The sequence below is a fragment of the Roseospira goensis genome (assembly GCF_014197795.1).
In the GTDB taxonomy this organism is placed as follows: Bacteria; Pseudomonadota; Alphaproteobacteria; order Rhodospirillales; family Rhodospirillaceae; genus Rhodospira; species Rhodospira goensis.
Map to the genome: position 1 here is coordinate 1 of NZ_JACIGI010000049.1, position 17,284 is coordinate 17,284.

At 72.9% G+C, this 17,284-nt stretch carries 30 protein-coding genes; all 30 read left to right on the plus strand.

Annotated features, from left to right (window positions below):
- Nucleotides 1-38: 38 nt before the first annotated feature.
- Entirely contained in the window at nt 39-686 is a 648-nt protein-coding gene (locus GGD88_RS17150) for a DUF7168 domain-containing protein (RefSeq protein ID WP_184437752.1), read from the plus strand.
- Nucleotides 683-862, plus strand: a complete 180-nt coding sequence (locus tag GGD88_RS17155; protein ID WP_184437754.1) for a hypothetical protein — start codon at nt 683-685, stop codon at nt 860-862. The genes GGD88_RS17150 and GGD88_RS17155 overlap by 4 nt, the downstream gene beginning before the upstream one ends.
- Nucleotides 863-866: 4 nt before the next feature.
- A complete protein-coding gene (locus tag GGD88_RS17160) occupies nt 867-1,148 on the plus strand; it encodes a hypothetical protein (RefSeq protein WP_184437756.1) in 282 nt (93 codons plus the stop codon).
- A gap of 9 nt (nt 1,149-1,157) precedes the next feature.
- On the plus strand, nt 1,158-1,379 hold the full coding sequence (locus GGD88_RS17165) for a hypothetical protein (protein ID WP_184437758.1): 222 nt from the start codon (nt 1,158-1,160) through the stop codon (nt 1,377-1,379).
- A complete protein-coding gene (locus GGD88_RS17170; RefSeq protein ID WP_184437760.1) occupies nt 1,376-1,636 on the plus strand; it encodes a hypothetical protein in 261 nt (86 codons plus the stop codon). The genes GGD88_RS17165 and GGD88_RS17170 overlap by 4 nt, the downstream gene beginning before the upstream one ends.
- Nucleotides 1,633-2,340: a phage protein GemA/Gp16 family protein gene (locus tag GGD88_RS17175; RefSeq protein ID WP_184437762.1), complete on the plus strand. Its 708-nt coding sequence runs from the start codon at nt 1,633-1,635 to the stop codon at nt 2,338-2,340. The genes GGD88_RS17170 and GGD88_RS17175 overlap by 4 nt, the downstream gene beginning before the upstream one ends.
- A complete protein-coding gene (locus tag GGD88_RS17180) occupies nt 2,340-2,783 on the plus strand; it encodes a helix-turn-helix domain-containing protein (protein WP_184437764.1) in 444 nt (147 codons plus the stop codon). Before GGD88_RS17175 ends, GGD88_RS17180 begins: the two co-directional genes overlap by 1 nt.
- A 150-nt stretch (nt 2,784-2,933) precedes the next feature.
- Nucleotides 2,934-3,518, plus strand: coding sequence for a glycosyl hydrolase 108 family protein (locus GGD88_RS17185; protein ID WP_184437766.1), 585 nt, complete (start codon nt 2,934-2,936; stop codon nt 3,516-3,518).
- A gap of 120 nt (nt 3,519-3,638) precedes the next feature.
- Complete coding sequence (locus tag GGD88_RS19215; RefSeq protein ID WP_281392976.1) at nt 3,639-3,773, plus strand: hypothetical protein; 135 nt, start codon at nt 3,639-3,641, stop codon at nt 3,771-3,773.
- Nucleotides 3,774-3,976: 203 nt separating this feature from the next.
- Nucleotides 3,977-4,138, plus strand: a complete 162-nt coding sequence (locus tag GGD88_RS17190) for a hypothetical protein (protein WP_184437768.1) — start codon at nt 3,977-3,979, stop codon at nt 4,136-4,138.
- A complete protein-coding gene (locus tag GGD88_RS17195) occupies nt 4,135-4,812 on the plus strand; it encodes a lipase family protein (RefSeq protein WP_184437770.1) in 678 nt (225 codons plus the stop codon). The genes GGD88_RS17190 and GGD88_RS17195 overlap by 4 nt, the downstream gene beginning before the upstream one ends.
- A complete protein-coding gene (locus GGD88_RS17200; protein ID WP_343056412.1) occupies nt 4,809-5,048 on the plus strand; it encodes a TraR/DksA C4-type zinc finger protein in 240 nt (79 codons plus the stop codon). Before GGD88_RS17195 ends, GGD88_RS17200 begins: the two co-directional genes overlap by 4 nt.
- Before the next feature lies 1 nt (nt 5,049).
- On the plus strand, nt 5,050-5,400 hold the full coding sequence (locus tag GGD88_RS17205) for a hypothetical protein (protein WP_184437772.1): 351 nt from the start codon (nt 5,050-5,052) through the stop codon (nt 5,398-5,400).
- Nucleotides 5,397-5,696, plus strand: coding sequence for a VpaChn25_0724 family phage protein (locus GGD88_RS17210; protein WP_184437774.1), 300 nt, complete (start codon nt 5,397-5,399; stop codon nt 5,694-5,696). Before GGD88_RS17205 ends, GGD88_RS17210 begins: the two co-directional genes overlap by 4 nt.
- Nucleotides 5,696-6,253 (plus strand): phage protein Gp27 family protein, encoded by a 558-nt coding sequence (locus GGD88_RS17215; protein WP_184437776.1) that lies wholly within the window; start codon nt 5,696-5,698, stop codon nt 6,251-6,253. The genes GGD88_RS17210 and GGD88_RS17215 overlap by 1 nt, the downstream gene beginning before the upstream one ends.
- Nucleotides 6,253-7,632, plus strand: a complete 1,380-nt coding sequence (locus GGD88_RS17220) for a terminase large subunit domain-containing protein (protein WP_184437778.1) — start codon at nt 6,253-6,255, stop codon at nt 7,630-7,632. The genes GGD88_RS17215 and GGD88_RS17220 overlap by 1 nt, the downstream gene beginning before the upstream one ends.
- 12 nt (nt 7,633-7,644) lie before the next feature.
- The gene (locus GGD88_RS17225) at nt 7,645-9,237 is read left to right on the plus strand and encodes a DUF935 domain-containing protein (RefSeq protein WP_184437780.1); all 1,593 of its coding nucleotides are present in this window, start codon (nt 7,645-7,647) and stop codon (nt 9,235-9,237) included.
- Nucleotides 9,237-10,463 carry a phage head morphogenesis protein gene (locus GGD88_RS17230; RefSeq protein WP_184437782.1) on the plus strand — a complete coding sequence of 409 codons (1,227 nt, stop codon included), beginning with the start codon at nt 9,237-9,239 and terminating at the stop codon, nt 10,461-10,463. The genes GGD88_RS17225 and GGD88_RS17230 overlap by 1 nt, the downstream gene beginning before the upstream one ends.
- Before the next feature lie 468 nt (nt 10,464-10,931).
- Nucleotides 10,932-12,062: a phage protease gene (locus tag GGD88_RS17235; protein ID WP_184437784.1), complete on the plus strand. Its 1,131-nt coding sequence runs from the start codon at nt 10,932-10,934 to the stop codon at nt 12,060-12,062.
- Nucleotides 12,063-12,065: 3 nt separating this feature from the next.
- Complete coding sequence (locus GGD88_RS17240; RefSeq protein WP_184437786.1) at nt 12,066-12,446, plus strand: capsid cement protein; 381 nt, start codon at nt 12,066-12,068, stop codon at nt 12,444-12,446.
- Between the two features lie 25 nt (nt 12,447-12,471).
- Entirely contained in the window at nt 12,472-13,419 is a 948-nt protein-coding gene (locus GGD88_RS17245) for a capsid protein (protein ID WP_184437788.1), read from the plus strand.
- A gap of 12 nt (nt 13,420-13,431) precedes the next feature.
- A complete protein-coding gene (locus GGD88_RS17250; protein ID WP_184437790.1) occupies nt 13,432-13,617 on the plus strand; it encodes a hypothetical protein in 186 nt (61 codons plus the stop codon).
- 271 nt (nt 13,618-13,888) lie between these two features.
- Nucleotides 13,889-14,320, plus strand: a complete 432-nt coding sequence (locus tag GGD88_RS17255) for a DUF1320 domain-containing protein (protein ID WP_184437792.1) — start codon at nt 13,889-13,891, stop codon at nt 14,318-14,320.
- Between the two features lie 3 nt (nt 14,321-14,323).
- Nucleotides 14,324-14,773, plus strand: a complete 450-nt coding sequence (locus GGD88_RS17260) for a phage virion morphogenesis protein (RefSeq protein WP_184437794.1) — start codon at nt 14,324-14,326, stop codon at nt 14,771-14,773.
- Complete coding sequence (locus GGD88_RS17265; RefSeq protein WP_184437796.1) at nt 14,766-15,314, plus strand: hypothetical protein; 549 nt, start codon at nt 14,766-14,768, stop codon at nt 15,312-15,314. Before GGD88_RS17260 ends, GGD88_RS17265 begins: the two co-directional genes overlap by 8 nt.
- Nucleotides 15,307-15,918 carry a phage baseplate assembly protein V gene (locus tag GGD88_RS17270; RefSeq protein WP_184437798.1) on the plus strand — a complete coding sequence of 204 codons (612 nt, stop codon included), beginning with the start codon at nt 15,307-15,309 and terminating at the stop codon, nt 15,916-15,918. Before GGD88_RS17265 ends, GGD88_RS17270 begins: the two co-directional genes overlap by 8 nt.
- A complete protein-coding gene (locus tag GGD88_RS17275; RefSeq protein WP_184437800.1) occupies nt 15,908-16,366 on the plus strand; it encodes a hypothetical protein in 459 nt (152 codons plus the stop codon). Before GGD88_RS17270 ends, GGD88_RS17275 begins: the two co-directional genes overlap by 11 nt.
- Entirely contained in the window at nt 16,359-16,568 is a 210-nt protein-coding gene (locus GGD88_RS17280) for a hypothetical protein (RefSeq protein ID WP_184437802.1), read from the plus strand. The genes GGD88_RS17275 and GGD88_RS17280 overlap by 8 nt, the downstream gene beginning before the upstream one ends.
- Before the next feature lie 4 nt (nt 16,569-16,572).
- Nucleotides 16,573-16,923, plus strand: coding sequence for a GPW/gp25 family protein (locus GGD88_RS17285; protein ID WP_184437804.1), 351 nt, complete (start codon nt 16,573-16,575; stop codon nt 16,921-16,923).
- A partial coding sequence (locus tag GGD88_RS17290) for a hypothetical protein (RefSeq protein WP_425502614.1) occupies nt 16,920-17,284 on the plus strand: 365 nt, incomplete at its 3' end. The genes GGD88_RS17285 and GGD88_RS17290, both read left to right, overlap by 4 nt.

Below are 17,284 nucleotides of genomic sequence, written 5' to 3' on the forward strand. Positions count from 1 at the left end.
GCCTGCCGGTACTGGACCGGTCGCGAGGACACCGCGTCATGAGCCGCCGCCGCCGACCCCGGCCCGGCCGCCACCTGCCGCCGCACGACGCGGCGGCCGCGACGGCCGCGCGCCTGATGAGCGCCCACGGGCTGGAGCCGGACGACCTGGTCATGGGCTCGGAGACGGTCGAGGGCACGGTGAGGGCGACGGCGCTGGATGCCCTGTGGGGCACGCTGGCGGCGGTGACCGGCTGCTGCTGCATCCACCGCACGACCTGGGACGGCGCTGCACGCATCTACCACGGGCGGATGCCGGGGCCGACCATCGCCGTGTACCTGCACGTGTACTTGCGCCGCACCGTCGAGGCGGCCGTGGAAGAGTACCGGCGGACGCCGGAGTACCGCCGCAAGAAGAATGGCAAGCCCCGCCGCCGGGCCTGTGAGGCGTTCCGCCACGGAATGGTCGCGCGTCTGCAAGTCGCCCTGGTGCGGCACTTCGGGCGACCCGACCAGGCCGCGCTGGATGCCGCCCAGGCATCGGCCGAGAAGGCCATGGGGCCGATGGGGAATGCCGCGCCCCCGCCCGCGTATCGCGGTCGGAACGATACCGCCGTACGCGCCGGCATGCGCGCCGGTGCCGGGGTCGCCCTGCGCGATGGCCTGTCCGGCGGCACCACCGGGCTGATCGAAGGACCCGGGTCATGACGGCCGCGCTGATGATCGCATGCCGCATAGTCGCCGGCGCGGTCGCGCTGCTGGCCCTGCTGGTGGCCGTCGAGATCGGCCGCCGCCATGCCATGTCCGCTCAGGCGTTCTGGTCGCTCTGGCTGGCCAGCATTGTGTCCGCGTTCGGCCTGTGGGCCGCCGTGACGAGGACGTGACCCCATGGACGCCCGCGCCGCCCTGCTTGACCTGGTCTTGAGCGTCGAGCCGCTGGTGCGACGGCAGGGCACGGCCGTGCAGCGCCGCGCGCGGGCGGCGTGGCGCCGGGCGCTGACGGTGCTGGCGCCGGAGCGGGCGCGGGAGGCCCCCGCGTCGCCCGACGGCCCGCCGGACGCCGAGGCCCTGGTGCGGGCCTATCTCGCCTGCGGCGGCACACACGAGGCCCTGGTGGGCGCCATCGCCCGCCTGCGCGGGATCTCCATCGACGATCTGACCGACTGGTAGGAGGAGAGCATGGCCCGATCCCACATCGCCTATGCGCACATCCCCGGGCAGGGGCCGGCCTCACAGTGCAGCCTGTGCGCACACTGGCATCCGATCCCCGGCGATGTGGGCTGGGGGCGCTGCGCCGAGGCCGCGCGCATGGCCCACCTGGCGCTGTCGCAGGTCCAGCCGGCCGCTACCGACACCCCGGCCTGCCGGTACTGGACGGGTCGAGAGGACACCGCGTCATGAGCCGCCGCCGCCGACCCCGGCCCGGCCGCCACCTGCCGCCGCACGACGCGGCGGACTTGGCCGAGCGGCTGGACCCGACCCTGCACGCCACCCTGCTGGCCGATGGATTCCGGCTCGCTCCGACCGTGCGGCCATACCTGCGCCAGGACGGGCGGGTGACGGTGCGCCTGGTCTGGCGCTGTCGCGCTCAGACGGGCGATACGGTGGCCATCACCGCCACCCATGTGGTGCGCGTCGAAGGGAGGGCCGAGCCGTGAGCACCGCCCGCCGCGCCCCCGACCGCAAGCGCATGATCGCCGCCGTGCACGCGGCGGCGAAGGCGCACGGGCTGGAGGGCGAGGCATACCGGGCGATGCTGCGCACGCACGGCGGCGCCGAGAGCTGCGCCGACATGACGGTGCGCCAGCTCATGGCCGTTCTGGACCATCTAAACGGACACAAGCTAAGGACCCCGTCCCGCCGCGCCCGACCGGTCGCGAAAGGCCCGGCGCCGCTCGCCAAGGCGCGCGCCCTGTGGCTGGATCTGTGGGTTCTGGGGGAGGTCTCGGACGCCTCTGAAGCGGCTCTTGAAGCCTACGCGATCCGCATGACCAAGGGCGCGCGGGGCCAGGGCGGCCAGGGCGTCGCGCGCCTGGAATGGCTGGACGGCGACCATCTGGACCGGGTCATCCGGGGCCTGCGCGGCTGGCTCGCTCGCGTCGCGCCGGCGCTGGGGCGGCCAGACACGCCGATCCATGTCCTCGGACAGAACCTGGGCGCGCATCCCAAGGTCCGGGTGGCCTGGGAACAGGCGCGGCGCCTGGACGCGCTGGGGGTCGACGCGGAGACGCACGCCCTGATGGGCCGACCGGACGACGACCTGGACCGCCTGCTGGCCGCGCGCGGTCGCGCCCTGCGCGCCGCCATGGACGCCGGCGGCATCGAGCCCCCCCTGTCGCACTGGCTGAAGGGGCGCACCTGATGGCCCGCCCGCCGACCCTCACCGCGCTGCGCGCGCGCTACGGCCCGATCCCGGCCGTGCTGCTGCCGGTGGTCGAGGTGGCAGGCGAGGAAGCCATGCTGCGCCTGGTGCACACCCTGGGCGGGTTGGAGGTCACGGTGCCGGCGCCGTCGCGGGTCGCCGGGTCGGACCTGCACCATGCGCTGGGCGTGCCGGTGGAGGTGGCGGCCGTGGTGGCGCGCCGCCTGCGCGACCGCCACGGCCTGGAGGTCACCGTGCCGCGCATGGCCGGCTGGCTGAGCCGCCAGCGCCAGGCCCGCATCGTGGCGCTGCGCGCCGACGGCCGGCCGATCCAGGACATCGCCCAGGTGCTAGGCATCACGGAGCGCACCGTCTATCTGGCGCTGGCGCGGGAACGGGACGGTCGCGTGGACGACCGCCAGCTCGACCTGTTCTGTACGTAGTTTTCTTTCTCGGCCCTGCGGGCCTCCGCCGCTTCGCGGCGCCGGCGCGGTCGCGCCGGGGCCACCCCACCTGAACCGCTTCAGGCGGACCCGTGCGCCTGATCGGCGCATCCTCCCCTCACGCTCCACACACGTGAGGGAGGTCCCGCCGTGTCCGCCATCCAGCCCCACGACCATTTCCCCGAGGCGCTGCATTACCTGCTGCGCCATGAGGGCGGCTATGTGGACCATGCCGCCGACCCCGGCGGGGCCACCAAGTACGGGATGAGCCTGCGCACGTTGCGGGCGCAGGGCGACCTGGATGGCGATGGCTGTCTGGATTGGGACCTCGACGGCGACGGCGACGTGGATGCCGCCGACGTCCGCGCGCTGACCCCCGAGGACGCCGCGACCTACTACCGGGAGCACTGGTGGGAGCGCCATCGCCTCGGCCTGATCCACCAGGGGCCGGCGGCGATCAAGATCATGGACATGGCGGTGAACATGGGTGCCGGCCGGGCCGTCGCCCTGGCCCAGCGCGCCTGCGGCCTGTGCGGCCACGCCGTCGCCGTCGACGGCCTGCTGGGGCCGCGCACCGCCCAGGCCCTCGACAGCATCCCCACCGCGCGCCTGCGCCTCGCCCTGTGCGGCCTCCAGGCCGGCTACTACGCCGGGCTGGTCCGCATGCGGTCGGCGTTCCGGGTCTTCGAGACCGGCTGGATGCGCCGCGCCGCCTTCTGGCCGGAGGAGGACTGATGCGCCCGCTCATGATCCTGGTGGCGGTGGTGGCGCTGGCCGTGGTGCTCGCGTGGGCGCCGCGCGCCCAGACCGTCACGGTCCACGGGGACCGCAACCTCGTCTGGCTGGGAGGCTGACATGCGCATCACGAACATCGCCGTCTGTCTGCGCCCCTGGCACTGGCGCCTCGGCTGGACCGCCGGCGACGGCCCCGGCGAAGCGATCTGGTGGTGCGGCCCCGTCGGCGTCGTCGTCCGATCCATGGAGAGCTGACCATGCGCCTGTCTCATACTGATCGGCGATTGACCGGACTCGTCCACTCAATCGCCTCCGCCGCTTCGCGGCGCCGGTGCCGTCGCACCGGCCAACCGACGCATGAAGTCTGTTCATGCGTCGGCTGGTATCACATCCCGATCGCCGCCGGCCTCGCCCTCGCGCTGTCCGGCTGCCTGCCGGCGGCCATCCCGGGCGCCGTGATGGGCGCCGCCACGCTGTACTGCGCCGGGGTCTCGGACGCCGGCAAGGTCCTGGCCCGCGATGCCCTCACCCGGGGCGCGCCGCTGATCGCCTGCCCGGATACCTGGGCGGCGGGAACCCCGCCCGCCGCGCCCGGCGGCGCGCCGGAGGCCGGGCCATGACCCCCGCGCATGTCGCCGGCGACGCCGTCCTCGCCGGGCTGTGCAGCGCGGTCTACGAGCGCGACCGCCCGACGCGCGAGGCGGCGATCCGGGCGCTCGGGTGCGAGGTGCGCCAGTGGATCGCGTGGGGCGGCTCGGAGGCCGTCATCGCCCTGGACGCGGATCGTGCGCGGATCGTGGTGGCCCTGCGCGGGACCGAGGTGAGCCACTGGCAGTGGCGCGACGTGGCCGCCAATCTGGGCATCCCCTCGCCCTGGGCCGGCCCCGGGCGGGCGCATACCGGGTACAGCCGACAGCTCGACCGCATCCTGGATCGTGTGGCGCTGAGCATCCGGCGCACCGGGCATCCGGTGGCGGTGACCGGGCACTCCATGGGCGGCGCCCTGGCCACGCTGCTGGCGGCGCGCCTGTGGTGGCGGCAGAGCGCCTGCCTGGGCCTGTACGGGGTGGCGGAGGTGGTCACTTTCGGCGCGCCGAAGGCCCTCGACGCCGAGGCCGCCGCCGCCATCGGCTGCCCGGTGCGGCGCTATGTCGTCGATGGCGATCCGGCGCCGCTGTGGCCGCCGCTGCCCGGTCTGTGCCACCCGGGGCCGGCGATCCGGCTGCCGGCGCCACGCATGTCCCTGTCGCGCGGCTGGCGCGTGCTGTCCATCGTGGGGGAGCGCCGCGCGTGACGGACATCGTGGACATCGTGACCGAGCGCATCGAGGCCGAGCGCGCGGCCATCGTCGCCCGGCGCCGTGTGGCCCGCCCGGCCCCCACCACAGCCACGCCGGCGACCGCCTGCGCCGGCTGCGGCCAGCCGATCCCGCCGGCCCGGCGCCAGGCGCGGCCCGGTGCCATCCGCTGCGCCGGCTGCGAGGCCGCCCACGAGGTGCGCCAGGCGCGCCGCCACCGCACGGGGGTGTGACGTGGACTGGGTCGCGATCAGCACATGGGTGGATATCGCCTGGAAGATCGGGACCGTGGCGGCCCTGATCTGGCTGGGCGTGCGCCAACAGGGCACGGACAACCACCGGCGCATCGTCGCCCTCGACGACCGGGTGGACGGTCACGCCGTGCGGATCGTGCGGGTCGAGGAGACCCTGAAGCGCGGGCCGTCGCACGATGACCTCCAGCTCATCCACGACCGGATCAGCAAGGGCAACGATCTGACACACGCGGTGCAGGCGCAGGTCTCCGGCCTGACCGGCAGCATGGACATCGCGCTCCGCAAGTTGGAGCTGCTGGACCGCACGCATTATCGGGAGGGTGGGCAGTGATCGACACGCGAGAAGAGGCCGCCAAGGAACGGCGGCTGCTGATCCTGCGGGCGCTCATGGAAGAGCCGTCCCGCAACCTCAACGATGGCATGGTGATCACGGTGCTGGCCACGCGGGGCCATCATCTCGGGCTGGATCAAGTCCGGATGCTGCTCGCTTGGCTGCGGGACGCCCGGTGCGTCGAGATTGAGGACCTGGGCCAGTATTGGGTGGCGCGACTGACCCACCTGGGCGCCGAGGTGGTCCGCGCCCAAACCATCCTGCCCGGCATTGCCCATCCCCAGGACGTGCGCTGATGGGCCGGAAGTCCAGCATCGACACTCAGCTCTCCGACGAGGATCGGGCGGAGTTCCGCCGCCTGCTGGGCACCGGCCGGTGGACTATTGATGAGTTGACGGAATGGCTCGATCAGCGCGGCTATGAGATCAGCCGGTCGGCCGTCGGACGGGCGGCCCAACGCCAAGCCGCGCTCGCCGCGCGCCTGAGAGAGACGCGCGCGATCACGGAAGGGCTGGCCGCTGACCTGGGCGAGGCGGCGACGCAAGGTCGCCAGGGTCGCCTCCTGGTCGAGACCACGCGCGACCTGGTGTTGCGGTTCCTGTCTCAGACGGATGTTGGCGAAGCTGGCCTGGACCCCAAAGAGGTCATGATGCTGGGCAAGGGCCTGTCCGAACTGGCCAAGGCCGCCCGATACGACCAGGACTTCGAAGAGAAGGTCGAGGTGCGCGCCCGTAAGCTCGCCGCTGAGACCGTCGACCGCCTGGCGCAGGACCGGCCCGCCGAGGACATGGACCGGACCGTCACCATGCGCGAGGCGCTGGACATGGTGCGTCAGCATCTCGGGGTGGCGTGATGGCCGACGCACCCGCGCCCGTGCCCGCCCTCACGCTCTACCCTTACCAGCGCGCCTGGTTTGACGATCGCAGCCGCTTCAAGATCGGCATGTTCGCCCGCCAGACCGGCAAAACCTTCACCACCTGCCTGGAACTGGTCGACGACGTGTTCGCGGCCGAGGCCGAGGGGCGGCGCACGCGGTGGGTGATCCTGTCGCGCGGCGAGCGGCAGGCCAAGGAGGCCATGGACGAGGCGATCAAGCCGTTCTGCCGGGCCTATCAGGCGCTGTTCAGGGCCGTCCTGGAAATCGAGCCAGTGTTCCGGGAGTACGAGTGGCAGGGCCAGGAGGTGCGGTGCAACGCGCTGGAGGTCTCGTTCCCCGGTGGGTCGCGCGTCACGGCCTTGCCGGCCAATCCGGACACCGCGCGCGGGTTCAGTGCCAACGTCTTCCTGGACGAGTTCGCGTTCCACGCCGACAGCCGGCGGATCTGGGCGGCGCTGTTCCCGGTCATCTCCAACGGCTACAAGCTGCGCGTGGTGAGCACGCCGAACGGCAAGGGCAACAAGTTCTTCGACCTGGTCACCGGTTCGGACGATCGGTGGTCCCGCCATGTCGTGGACATCCACCGTGCCGTCGCGGAGGGTCTGCCCCGGGACGTCGACGCCCTGCGCGAGGCCCTGGCCGACGATGATGCCTGGGCGCAGGAATACGAGCTGCAATGGCTGGACGAGGCCAGCGCCTGGCTCTCCTACGACCTGATCGGCGCCGTCGAGCATCCGGCTGCCGGCGACCCGGCGGGGTATCAGGGCGGGCCGTGCTGCGTCGGGAACGACATCGCCGCCCGCAATGACCTGTGGGTGGCGTGGGTCCTGGAAGCCGTGGGCGACGTGCTGTGGACGCGGGAGATCGTGACGCTTAAGCGGGCGTCGTTCGCGGACCAGGACGCCGTGCTGGATGATCTGTTCCAACGCTACCGCGTGGTCCGCGTGTGCATGGACCAGACCGGCATGGGCGAAAAACCGGTGGAGGATGCACGGCGTCGCTACGGCAGTGACCGCGTCGAGGGCATACTGTTCACAAGCGCCAACAAGCTGATGCTGGCGACGGTCGGGAAGGAAGCCTTCGAGGATCGGCGCATTCGCGTTCCGGCCGGAGACCCGGTCCTGCGCGCGGACCTGCACAAGCTGAAGAAGGTCACCGGTCCGACCGGCACGCCGCGCTTCGTGGCCGAGAGCGACAGCACCGGCCACGCGGACCGGGCGTGGGCCGGGTTCCTGGCCGTCCATGCCGCCGGCAGCCCGCACCAGCCCTATGCCTACATCCCCGTCCGGCCGGAGCAGACGACGCGCCAGGTGCGCCTGACGTCCGGGCTCCGCGCGCGGCGAGGATCATACTAGGGACCCCCACCCATGGCGCGGACACCTCAGCTCCTTGGCCCCGACGGGCGCCCGATCGAGCGTCGCACGCTGACACAGGCGGTGGCAGCGCCGGCGGTGACCGGCGTGCGGCGGCCGTTCTCGGGCACCGTCGCCACCGGCCTGACGCCGGAGCGGCTGGCCACGATCCTGAAGCGCGCCACGGAGGGGGGCACCGCCGACTATCTGACCCTCGCGGAGGAGATGGAGGAGCGCGACCCGCACTATGCGGCGGTCCTGGGCACGCGCAAGCGGGCGGTGGCGGGCGTCGAACCCATTGTGACCCCGGGCGACGACAGTCCGCGCGCGGGAGAGATCGCGGATTTCGTGCGCGCTCACCTGATCGACCGGCCATGGTGGGGCGAGATGGTGGTGGATCTTCTCGACGCGCTCGGTAAGGGCTACGCCGTTTGCGAGATCCTCTGGCAGACCGGCAAACACTGGACACCGATCGCATGCCCCTGGCGCGATCCCCGGTATTTCGTCTGGGACGAGACCCGCACGGCTCTGAGGTTGGCCGAAGACGGGCAGCCGCACGGCGAGGACCTGCCGCCGGGCAAGTTCATCGTCCACACATCCGGTATCAAGAGCGGTCTGCCGGTGCGCGGCGGTCTGGCGCGTCTCGTGGCATGGTCGGTCCTGTTCAAGAGCTATAGCGTCAAGGACTGGGCGGCGTTTTCCGAAGTGTATGGTCTGCCGCTCCGGCTGGGGCGGTACGGCCAATCCGCGACCCAGAAGGACATTGACACGCTGGTGGCGGCCGTCGCCGGCATCGGCACCGATGCGGCTGCCGTGCTGCCGGAGAGTATGCGGATCGAGTTTCAGGGCATCTCGGAGGGACGCGGTGGCGCGGACCTGTTCGAGCGCTTCGCACGGTATCTCGACGAGCAAATCAGCAAAGCCGTCGTCGGCCAGACGATGACAACGGATGACGGCTCGTCCCTGGCCCAGGCCCAGGTGCATCGTGGCGTGCAGATCGACGTCGCCCAGGCGGACGCGGCGGCGCTGGCCAACTCGGTGAACCGTGACCTGGTGCGCGTGGCCGTCGATCTGAACTTCGGGCCGCAGGACGCCTATCCGTGGCTCTCCTGGCCGATCACGGCCCCGGAGGATACGACGGCCGCGGTCAACCAGGTGCAGGCCCTGGTGCCACTGGGGATGCGGTTCCGGGTCGCCGACATCCGCGAGCGCCTGGGATGGGCCGAGCCCGAGGACGACGACGAGGTGCTGGGCGCTCCGGCCCCAGCCGGCGATGCCACCGATCCCGCCCCGGCGCCGCAGCGCGCCGCCCCGCAGGCGGCGACGGACACCGCCGAGGCCGACCCGGTCGAGGCGGGCTATGCGGCCATCGCCGAAGCCATGGACCATGACGACTGGGAGGTGATGGCGCCCAGCGTCTCCGCCGTGCTGGACGCGGCCGCCGACGCCGACGATCCGGATGACCTGATCGAGCGCCTGGCGCGCCTGGTCGAGGGCGGCGGGCTGGACAGCCAGGCCCTGGCCGATCGGCTGGCGCGCTCCACCCTGCTGGCCCGCGCCCTCGGCGACGCGCCCGATCCGGACCCAGATCCGGACGGGGACGCCTGATGGCGCGCCGCCCACGCCAGGAGCCGCTGCCCGATCGGCCCGGGCATCGCTTCGGGCACCTGCTGTCGCCCGACGTGGCCGAGTTCATGCGGGCCAAGGGCCTGATGCCGCGCTGGGACTATGACGAGGTGCTCCCGGAGGAACACGCCTTCGGGTTCATGAGTGCGCGCATCATGGACCTGGACATTCTGCGAGACCTGCACACCAGTCTGGCGGAGGCGCTGGATGCGGGGACGCCGTACGGCCGCTGGGCGAAGGACCTGGAACCCACCCTGCGCGCCCGGGGCTGGTGGGCACGCAGGGAGGTGGTCGACCCGCGCACCGGCGAGGTCGGCACCGTGGACCTGCGCCAGCCCTGGCGCCTGAAGGTCATCTACGACAGCAACATGCGGGCGGCGCGGGCGGCCGGGCAGTACCAGCGGGCGCAGAGGACCAAGGCCGGGCTGCCGTTCTTCACCTACGAGCTGGGGCCGTCGAAGGAACACCGGCCGGAGCATGTGCAACTCAAGGGCCTGACGCTGGCGGTGGATCACCCGGCGTGGGACACCCTGATGCCGCCCAACGGCTGGGGTTGCAAGTGCCGGCTGCGCCAGATCACGGCCGCCGAGGCGCGGCGGCGCGGCCTGACCGTGCCGAACAGCGTGTCCCTGCCGTCCCGGACGGTGCGCCACAGGGTGACCGGCCAGCGCATGACCCTTCCCGAGGCGGTGGACCCGGCCTGGGCACGGTCGGGCGGGCCGCTGCGCGCCCGCGCCCTGGACGATGCCCTGCACGGCCGCCTCGCGGCCCTGCCGGCGCGCATCGCCCAGGCGGCGTGCCACGACCTGGCGCGCGGTCCGTCGCTGCAGCAGCTCGTCGAACACCCCATGCCCGGCCGCGCCCACCCGATCGCACGCCTGGCCGACGACATGGCCGCGGCGATGGGCGCGCGGAGCCCGGTGGTCAATCTGTCGGGCGAGACCCTGGCCAAGCAGCACCGCCATCACCCGGAGCTGGGGCAGATCGACTACCGCGTCCTGCCGGAGCGCGTCCATGGCGCCGACGTGATCGTCGACAGCCGCGGCAGCTTCGTGTTCGTGCGGCCGGCCGAAGAGGCGCCGTGGGTGGTGGTCGTGAAGGTGACGAAGAGCGGCATCCCCTTCGTCACCAGCGCGCGTTATGCCAGCGCCGACGACATGGCGCGCTGGCGAAAGGGCCGCGTGGTCTGGGGGCGCTGGCCAGACTGAGGTGGAGATGGGCGCGCGGTGGGGACTCCCCGGTCCCCCACATCGCGCTCCGGCGCCTGACGGCCCCGTGCTACGGCTGGGAGCTTCACCGTGTCGCGCGCGCCCTCCTTATATATAGCACAGTCCGGCCCCGATGACACCGCCCCCGCAGACGCCCCAGGGCGCGCGGGAGCGCGGGTCCGGCCTGTGAGGCCGGGTGCCGCCGAGGCGCGCACGCTACCCCCTCTTAAAGCCTCTTATTGGTCTCTTAATTTTGGATCGCCCCTTCGGGGCTCCGCCGCTGCGCGGCGCCGGGCCGGTCGGCCCGGTTGGGCGCCCCCATCCAGCACGGCGCTTCTAACCGGCGCGACCACGCCGGTGGCCCGAAGGGCCGGAGCCCCGCGAGGCCGCGGGCCGAGCGACAAGACAAAACTCACCTGAAGCCCTTCAGGCGGATTGGTGTCGGCCAGATCGGGCAAAACCCCTGTCATGGAGACATCGCCCACCCATACCCCGGCCGCTCTGGCCGCGCTCGCCGTGCCGGCCCCGCAGGCCGGGGACGCCGCCGCGCCGGCCGTGCCCGACTGGATCCAGGTGCTGCCCGCCGGCCGCGAGCTGCGCGGCCATGACGGGCGCGGCCCCTACATCGTCGCCGATCCCCAGGCCATCGTGGCCGAGTTCGACCGGCGCCGGTCGGTCAATAAGGCCGACATGATCATCGACTGGGAGCACGGGTCCGAACGTGCCGGCGCCGACGGCGGCGCCCCGGCCGCCGGTTGGATCGATCGCCTGGAAGTCCGCGACGGCGCGGTGTGGGGCCACGTCTCGCGCTGGACGCCGCGCGCCGCCGCCCAGATCGCCGCCGGCGAATACCGCTACCTCTCGCCCGTCATCCTGCACCGCCCCGACGGCGCCGTCGTCGGCGTGCGGTCGGTCGCGCTCACGTCCGACCCGAACCTGGGCATCGCCGCCCTCAACCGCGCCGGTGCCGCCGACGTGGACGCCCTGCGCCGCGCGGTGGCCGGCCTGAGCGCCGCCGATCTTCGTGACATCCAGTGGGAGCGCCAGCTCATGTCCCCCGACACCACACCTCACACCCCCGATCTGTCGCCGCTGGCCCACGCCCTCGGGCTGTCGCCGGCGGCCTCCGTCAGTGCCATGTGCACGGCGGTGGACAAACTGAAAGGCGACGTCACCGCCGCCCAGCAGAAGGCCGAGACGCCAGACCCCGAGCGGTTCGTGTCCAAGGCCGATCACCAGAAAACCAAGGACGAGTTGGCCGCCGCCCAGAAGGCGATGGCCGAGCGCGACGAGGCCGTGATCGAGGCCGAGGTGCAGGCCGCCATCCAGGCCGGCAAGGTCCCGCCGGCGGACAAGGATTATCACCTCGCGGCGTGCAAGGCCGAAGGGGGCCTGGACCGCTTCCGCAAGGTCGTAGCCGCCGCCCAGAAGGCGGGCATCACCAAGCCGGTCACCATGCCCACGCGCCCGGCCGGCGCCGGCGGGATCACGCCCCAGGCGGCGGCCCAGAAGGCCCAGGCGTACCAGGCCGAGATGCGCGGCAAGGGCATCACCGTCTCGACGTCCGACGCCGTCGCCCACGTGATGCAGGGGGGCTGATCCATGGACATGGGCCTGACCCTCAACTTCACCGCCGCCGGGGTCATCGCGGCCTTTCGCATCGTCGCCGCCACAGCGACGGACGGCACCGTCGCGCAGGGCGCGGCCAACACCGACAAGCTGATCGGCACCACCGGCCCGCGCGGGGCCGAGGCCGCCGGCGACCGTGTGGACGTCGTCATGGGCGGCGCGCCCCAGGTCACCGCCGGCGGCGCCTTCGCGTTCGGTGACCCCATCACCGCCGACGCGGACGGCAAGGCGGTGCTGGCCGATCCCGCGACCGGCGCCAATGCCCGCGTCGTCGGGATCGCGCTGGAGGCCGGCGCCGCCGAGGCCCTGACCCGCATCCTCATCGTGCCCGGCCTGATGCAGGGCGCCGCCTGACCCCACGCCTGACGGAGCCTGACCCATGGCCGACGACGTCTCCCAGTACACCGAGGACCCGGTCCTCACCGCCATCGCGATCGCCTACAGCAACCCGGCGCGGACCCTGATCGCGGACACGGTCCTGCCGCGTGCGAAGGTCGGGGCGCTGAAGTTCGAGTGGACGTCCTATCCCCTGGGCCAGTCCTACACCCCGCAGGACACCCGGGTGGGGCGCCGCTCCCAGGTCCGCACCCTGGAGATTGGCGGGACGCGCGAGAGTGCCTATTGCGAGGATTTCGGCATCGCCGTCCCGCTGGACGCCGACACCATCCGCGAGGCCGAGCGCGTCGGCCACGACCCGCGCAAACAGGCCGCCGAGGTGGCCAGCAACATCATCCTCCTGGACCGCGAGAAGCGCGCGGCCGACACGGTCTTCGACGCCGACAACTACGATGCCAGCCTGAAGGACGTGCTGTCCGGCACCGATCAGTTCAGCGATGCCAACAGCGATCCCTACGGGGTCCTGATGGACATGCTGAACACCTGCCTGGTGCGCCCCACGCACCTGGTGTTCGGCCAGACCGCGTGGATGCCGATCCGGCGCCATCCGAAGCTGGTGCAGGCCGTCAAGGGCCAGCCGGTGACCGAAGGTGTGATCAGCCGTGCCGAGCTGGCCGAGCTGCTGGAAATTCAACAGGTCGTGGTCGGCGAGGGCCGCGTGAACATCAACCGCCCGGGCCAGGCCGTCGAGCTGGCGTACCTGTGGGGGCCGCATGTGGCGGGCCTGTACCTCGACCCGACCGCCAGCCCCGAGGCCGGCGGCATGACCTGGGGGCTCACGGCCGAGTTCGGCACCCGCGTGTCCGGCACCAAGCCGGTCGACATGGGCCTGCGCGGCGGCGAGTACGTCCGCGTCGGCGAGACCGTGCGCGAACTGGTGATCGCGAAGCACGCCGGGTTCTTCCTCGAAGACGTCGTGGCAACGAGCTGAGGAGCCTGACCCATGACCGAGACCGTGACCCGCTTGGTCAAGACCCGCATGCGCCATGATGGCCAGCGCTACCGCCCGGGCGATCCTGTCGAGCTGACCCCCACCCAGGCCGCCCACCACGAGCGGCGCGGCCACGTTGACCTTCCGCCTGCGCCCAAGGCGCCGCCGGCGAAAGAGAAGCCGCCGGCCGGGAAGTGATGCCACGCGAAACCCGGGTGTCGATCCCGGCGGGCGGAGGGCGCCGGCCGGGGAGCCCGGGGAGTAGGGTCGCTACCGGCCGCACGGTGGCAGGGCGGCCGGGGTCGCGAGGCCCCGGCCGACCCGAGATCGGCAGCGCAGTTTCCGGCGCGACCGTGCCGGGTCGTCACACCTGAGAGGGGTCTTCCGGCCCCGTCAGGGGCCGGCCGGTCCGACCGGACCGGCGCCGCGAAGCGGCGGAGCCCCGAAGGGGCGATAGAAAGGAAGATCCATGCCGTACGCGACATCCACCGATCTGATCGCCACCCACGGCCAGGACTGGCTGGACCGGGTGGCCGATCGCGACGGCGACGGCGCCGCCGACGCGGCGGTGGTTCAGGCGGCGCTGGACGAGGCGGCCGGGCAGATCGACGCCTACCTGGGTGCCCGCTACGCCCTGCCGCTGGTGACTGTGCCGGACATCCTGCGCCGCGCGGCGGTGGATCTGGCCGCGCGCCTCCTGTGCACCCATCCCGCCGACCTGACCGAGGACATCACGGCCCGGGCCGCCCGCGCCGACGCCCTGTTGCGCGACCTGTCGTCCGGCCGTGCCGCTCTGCCGGCCGAGGCCGTGCCCGGCGCCGCCCCCGGCGCGCCGCCCCGCCCCGTCGTCACGGCCGGTCCGCCGCGCCACTTCACCCGCGACACCCTGAGGGGGGTCTGAGCCATGGTCGGGGTCGCCGCCGAGCTGACCATGGACGGGTTCCAGCCGGTGCTGGACGCCCTCTCGGGCTTCGGTCCCGCCGACCGGCGCGAGGCGCTGGAGATCATGGGCGGCGTGGCCGAGAGCGCGGCGCGGCGCCGGCTGTCCGACGAGAAGCAAGGGCCGCACGGCGAACGGTGGCCCGAATGGAGCCCGGCCTACGCCAGGACCCGGCACGCCAACCAGAGCCTGCTGGTGTCCGAGGGGCACCTGATCGACAGCCTGCAGACCGTGGTCAGCGGCGAGGTGGCGCTGGTCGGCTCGCCCCTGGTCTACGCCGCCATTCACCAGTTCGGCGGTGAGCCCGTCGGCATGGCCATCCCGGAGCGCCCGTACCTGGGCCTCTCCGGCGAGGACGAGCTGGACCTGCTGTCCGCCGTCCAGGACTTCATCAGGGGCAAGCTCCATGAGTGACCAGGACCCCCTCAACGGTCTTCTGGACGCCGTTCAAAGCGGCCTCAAAGCGCATTTCGGCGCCGGCCTGAAGCAGTGCGCGCGCCATCCCGGCCGCTTCGACGCGGCCGAGCTGGAGCGCCACGGCGCCCATGCGCCGGCCATCCTGGTGGCGCTGCTGGGCATCGGCCCCGGGGCCGAGGTGGCGTCCGGCGAAGTGGACCATGCCCTGCGCCTGGGGGCCTTCGTGGTCGCGGCGGACGTGGGACGGACAGACCGCGACGTGCTGGCCGCCGGTCTGGTCGGGACCCTGGTCACGCTGCTGCCCGGCCAGGTGTGGGGACGCGACGACACCCACCCGGTCTCGGCCCGGACCATCCGCGCCCAGAACCTGTATGCCAGCACGCGCGGCCGCGGGATCGTCCTGTGGGGTGTCGAGTGGCGCCAGGACATCCGCCTGGGCACGTCGGACTTCGAAAGCTGGCCCGGTACCCTGGCCGGGATCGTCGTACGCGGCCCGGGCGGCGAGACCGTGACGTGGGGAGGTATCGGCGATGGCTGATCCCCTGGGCGGACAGCGCGGGTTCACACAGGCGGAGACGTCGCGCCGCCTCGGCAACATCGTCCGCCTGGGCCGGGTGGTGGCGCTGGACGCGCCGGCGGCCCGGGTGAAGGTCGAGACCCTGGGCAACGTCACCACCTGGCTGCCCTGGCTCACCCACCGTGCCGGCCCGGACGTCACCTGGTGGGCGCCGGAGCCCGGCGAACAGGTGGTGGTGCTGGCCCCCGGCGGTGAACTGGACCAGGCCGTGGCGCTGCCCGCCCTGTACCAGACCCGCCATCCCGCGCCGGCCGACCGGCCCACGGTGCATCGCACGGTCTACGACGACGGCACCACGGTCGAGTACGACCGGGTGGCCCGGGTGTTGCGGGTGGCGGCGCCCAACCAGGTCAGCATCCACGCCGAGGGCCAGATCACCCTGCGCGGCAATGTCTGCATCACCGGCCACCTTCAGGTCATGGGCACGATCCGCGCCGAACACGAGATCTACAGCCGGCTGCGGGTGTGGCCCCCGGCGCCTTGCGTGGTGCCGCCCATGGGGCCGTCGGATCGCGAGGCCCTCATCGACGCCGCCGATGCCCAGGGGGGCGGTCATGGCGGATGAGGTCGTGCTGGCGGTCGACCGCCTGATCTTCCCCGCCGACGGCACCGCCCGGGCCGAGATCGCCTGGGACGGCGCCGCCCATGCCCTGCGTGTGCGCGCCCTGTCGGCGGACGTCGAGGTCCGCGTGGAGGCCGCGCCCGGCGGACGGGTCCGCGTGGTCGCGCCGCCGGCCGGCGGGACCGCCCGCGTCGAGGGCGACCGGGTCGAGGTGCACGGCGCCGACCTGCTGCGCCTGGACGGCGGCGGCGTCGGCTACACCTACCGCCTGGCGCGCGTCGACGGCTGGCTGCCCTGGTGCGGCGCCGTCGCCCCGCCGGCGCCGCCGGAGCACCCCGACACCGTCGGCGACGGCTCCGCATGCCTTGGCGGCGGCGGCTACGACCCCGACGCCCCGTACGACTGGACCGTGGTTCCCGAGGACTACCGCACAGGAGAGGACGATGCCTGAGACGGCCCCCTACACCGTGATCCGCGGCCCGCTGGCCATCCTGGGGCGCATGGTGCCCGAGGGCACCGCCGTGTCGCTGCACCCGAAGCAGGCGGCCGCGCATCTGCGCGCCGGCGCCCTGGTCGAGGGCACGCCGGCCCCGGCGCCGCGCGCGAAGACCCGCGCCCGGGCCGGGGCCGGCGCTCCTGCCGAGGAGGGCTGACCCCATGCTGGGCGTGCACGCGCGGACCGGAGCGGCGCTGGACGGGCTGGGGCACCTGTCCCAGTCCATCGCCGACATCCTGCTGACGCCGGTCGGCAGTCGGGTGATGCGCCGCACCTATGGCTCGCGCGTGCCGGATCTGATCGACGCGCCCATCGGTCAGCGCGTGCTGGTGGACGTCACGGCCGCCGTCGCCACGGCGCTGGAGCGGTGGGAGCCGCGCTATCGCCTCGACCGCCTGCGCCTGGACGCGGCCGGCGCCGACGGCGCGGTGGCGATCACCCTGATCGGCCGCCTGACCGCCACCGGCGAGACCGCCGTCATCCAGATCCCGGCGGGGAGGGCCGCCGCATGACCGGCTTTACGGTCATCGACCTGTCGCGCCTGCCCGCGCCCGACGTGCTCCAGGTGCTGGATTTCGAGGCGGAGCTGGCGGCGATCCTGGCCGAATTCCAGGGCCGGTACCCGGACTGGTCGGCCGTGCTCGAAAGCGACCCGGTGATGAAGCTGGCGGAGGCGGTCGCGTACCGCCTCACCCTGCGCATGGCCGAATGGAACGACGGCGCGCGCGGGCTGATGCTGGCCTATGCGACCGGCAGCACGCTCGACCATCTGTCCGCACTGATGAACGTGTCGCGCCTGACCGTCACGCCGGCGGACGACACCAGCGACCCGCCCACGCCGGCGGTCATGGAGACCGACGACGCCCTGCGCGC

Bases quoted from the DNA above. Each gene is read 5' to 3' on its own strand.
- GGD88_RS17245 (WP_184437788.1), top strand. From the start codon at position 12,472: ATGGCCGACGACGTCTCCCAGTACACCGAGGACCCGGTCCTCACCGCC.
- GGD88_RS17220 (WP_184437778.1), top strand. From the start codon at position 6,253: ATGGCCGACGCACCCGCGCCCGTGCCCGCCCTCACGCTCTACCCTTAC.
- GGD88_RS17230 (WP_184437782.1), top strand. From the start codon at position 9,237: ATGGCGCGCCGCCCACGCCAGGAGCCGCTGCCCGATCGGCCCGGGCAT.
- GGD88_RS17250 (WP_184437790.1), top strand. From the start codon at position 13,432: ATGACCGAGACCGTGACCCGCTTGGTCAAGACCCGCATGCGCCATGAT.
- GGD88_RS17260 (WP_184437794.1), top strand. From the start codon at position 14,324: ATGGTCGGGGTCGCCGCCGAGCTGACCATGGACGGGTTCCAGCCGGTG.
- GGD88_RS17170 (WP_184437760.1), top strand. From the start codon at position 1,376: ATGAGCCGCCGCCGCCGACCCCGGCCCGGCCGCCACCTGCCGCCGCAC.
- GGD88_RS17235 (WP_184437784.1), top strand. From the start codon at position 10,932: ATGGAGACATCGCCCACCCATACCCCGGCCGCTCTGGCCGCGCTCGCC.
- GGD88_RS17190 (WP_184437768.1), top strand. From the start codon at position 3,977: ATGGGCGCCGCCACGCTGTACTGCGCCGGGGTCTCGGACGCCGGCAAG.
- GGD88_RS17265 (WP_184437796.1), top strand. From the start codon at position 14,766: ATGAGTGACCAGGACCCCCTCAACGGTCTTCTGGACGCCGTTCAAAGC.
- GGD88_RS17160 (WP_184437756.1), top strand. From the start codon at position 867: ATGGACGCCCGCGCCGCCCTGCTTGACCTGGTCTTGAGCGTCGAGCCG.
- GGD88_RS17280 (WP_184437802.1), top strand. From the start codon at position 16,359: ATGCCTGAGACGGCCCCCTACACCGTGATCCGCGGCCCGCTGGCCATC.
- GGD88_RS17180 (WP_184437764.1), top strand. From the start codon at position 2,340: ATGGCCCGCCCGCCGACCCTCACCGCGCTGCGCGCGCGCTACGGCCCG.
- GGD88_RS17155 (WP_184437754.1), top strand. From the start codon at position 683: ATGACGGCCGCGCTGATGATCGCATGCCGCATAGTCGCCGGCGCGGTC.
- GGD88_RS17240 (WP_184437786.1), top strand. From the start codon at position 12,066: ATGGACATGGGCCTGACCCTCAACTTCACCGCCGCCGGGGTCATCGCG.
- GGD88_RS17165 (WP_184437758.1), top strand. From the start codon at position 1,158: ATGGCCCGATCCCACATCGCCTATGCGCACATCCCCGGGCAGGGGCCG.
- GGD88_RS19215 (WP_281392976.1), top strand. From the start codon at position 3,639: ATGCGCATCACGAACATCGCCGTCTGTCTGCGCCCCTGGCACTGGCGC.
- GGD88_RS17225 (WP_184437780.1), top strand. From the start codon at position 7,645: ATGGCGCGGACACCTCAGCTCCTTGGCCCCGACGGGCGCCCGATCGAG.
- GGD88_RS17255 (WP_184437792.1), top strand. From the start codon at position 13,889: ATGCCGTACGCGACATCCACCGATCTGATCGCCACCCACGGCCAGGAC.
- GGD88_RS17270 (WP_184437798.1), top strand. From the start codon at position 15,307: ATGGCTGATCCCCTGGGCGGACAGCGCGGGTTCACACAGGCGGAGACG.
- GGD88_RS17275 (WP_184437800.1), top strand. From the start codon at position 15,908: ATGGCGGATGAGGTCGTGCTGGCGGTCGACCGCCTGATCTTCCCCGCC.
- GGD88_RS17150 (WP_184437752.1), top strand. From the start codon at position 39: ATGAGCCGCCGCCGCCGACCCCGGCCCGGCCGCCACCTGCCGCCGCAC.
- GGD88_RS17215 (WP_184437776.1), top strand. From the start codon at position 5,696: ATGGGCCGGAAGTCCAGCATCGACACTCAGCTCTCCGACGAGGATCGG.
- GGD88_RS17195 (WP_184437770.1), top strand. From the start codon at position 4,135: ATGACCCCCGCGCATGTCGCCGGCGACGCCGTCCTCGCCGGGCTGTGC.
- GGD88_RS17285 (WP_184437804.1), top strand. From the start codon at position 16,573: ATGCTGGGCGTGCACGCGCGGACCGGAGCGGCGCTGGACGGGCTGGGG.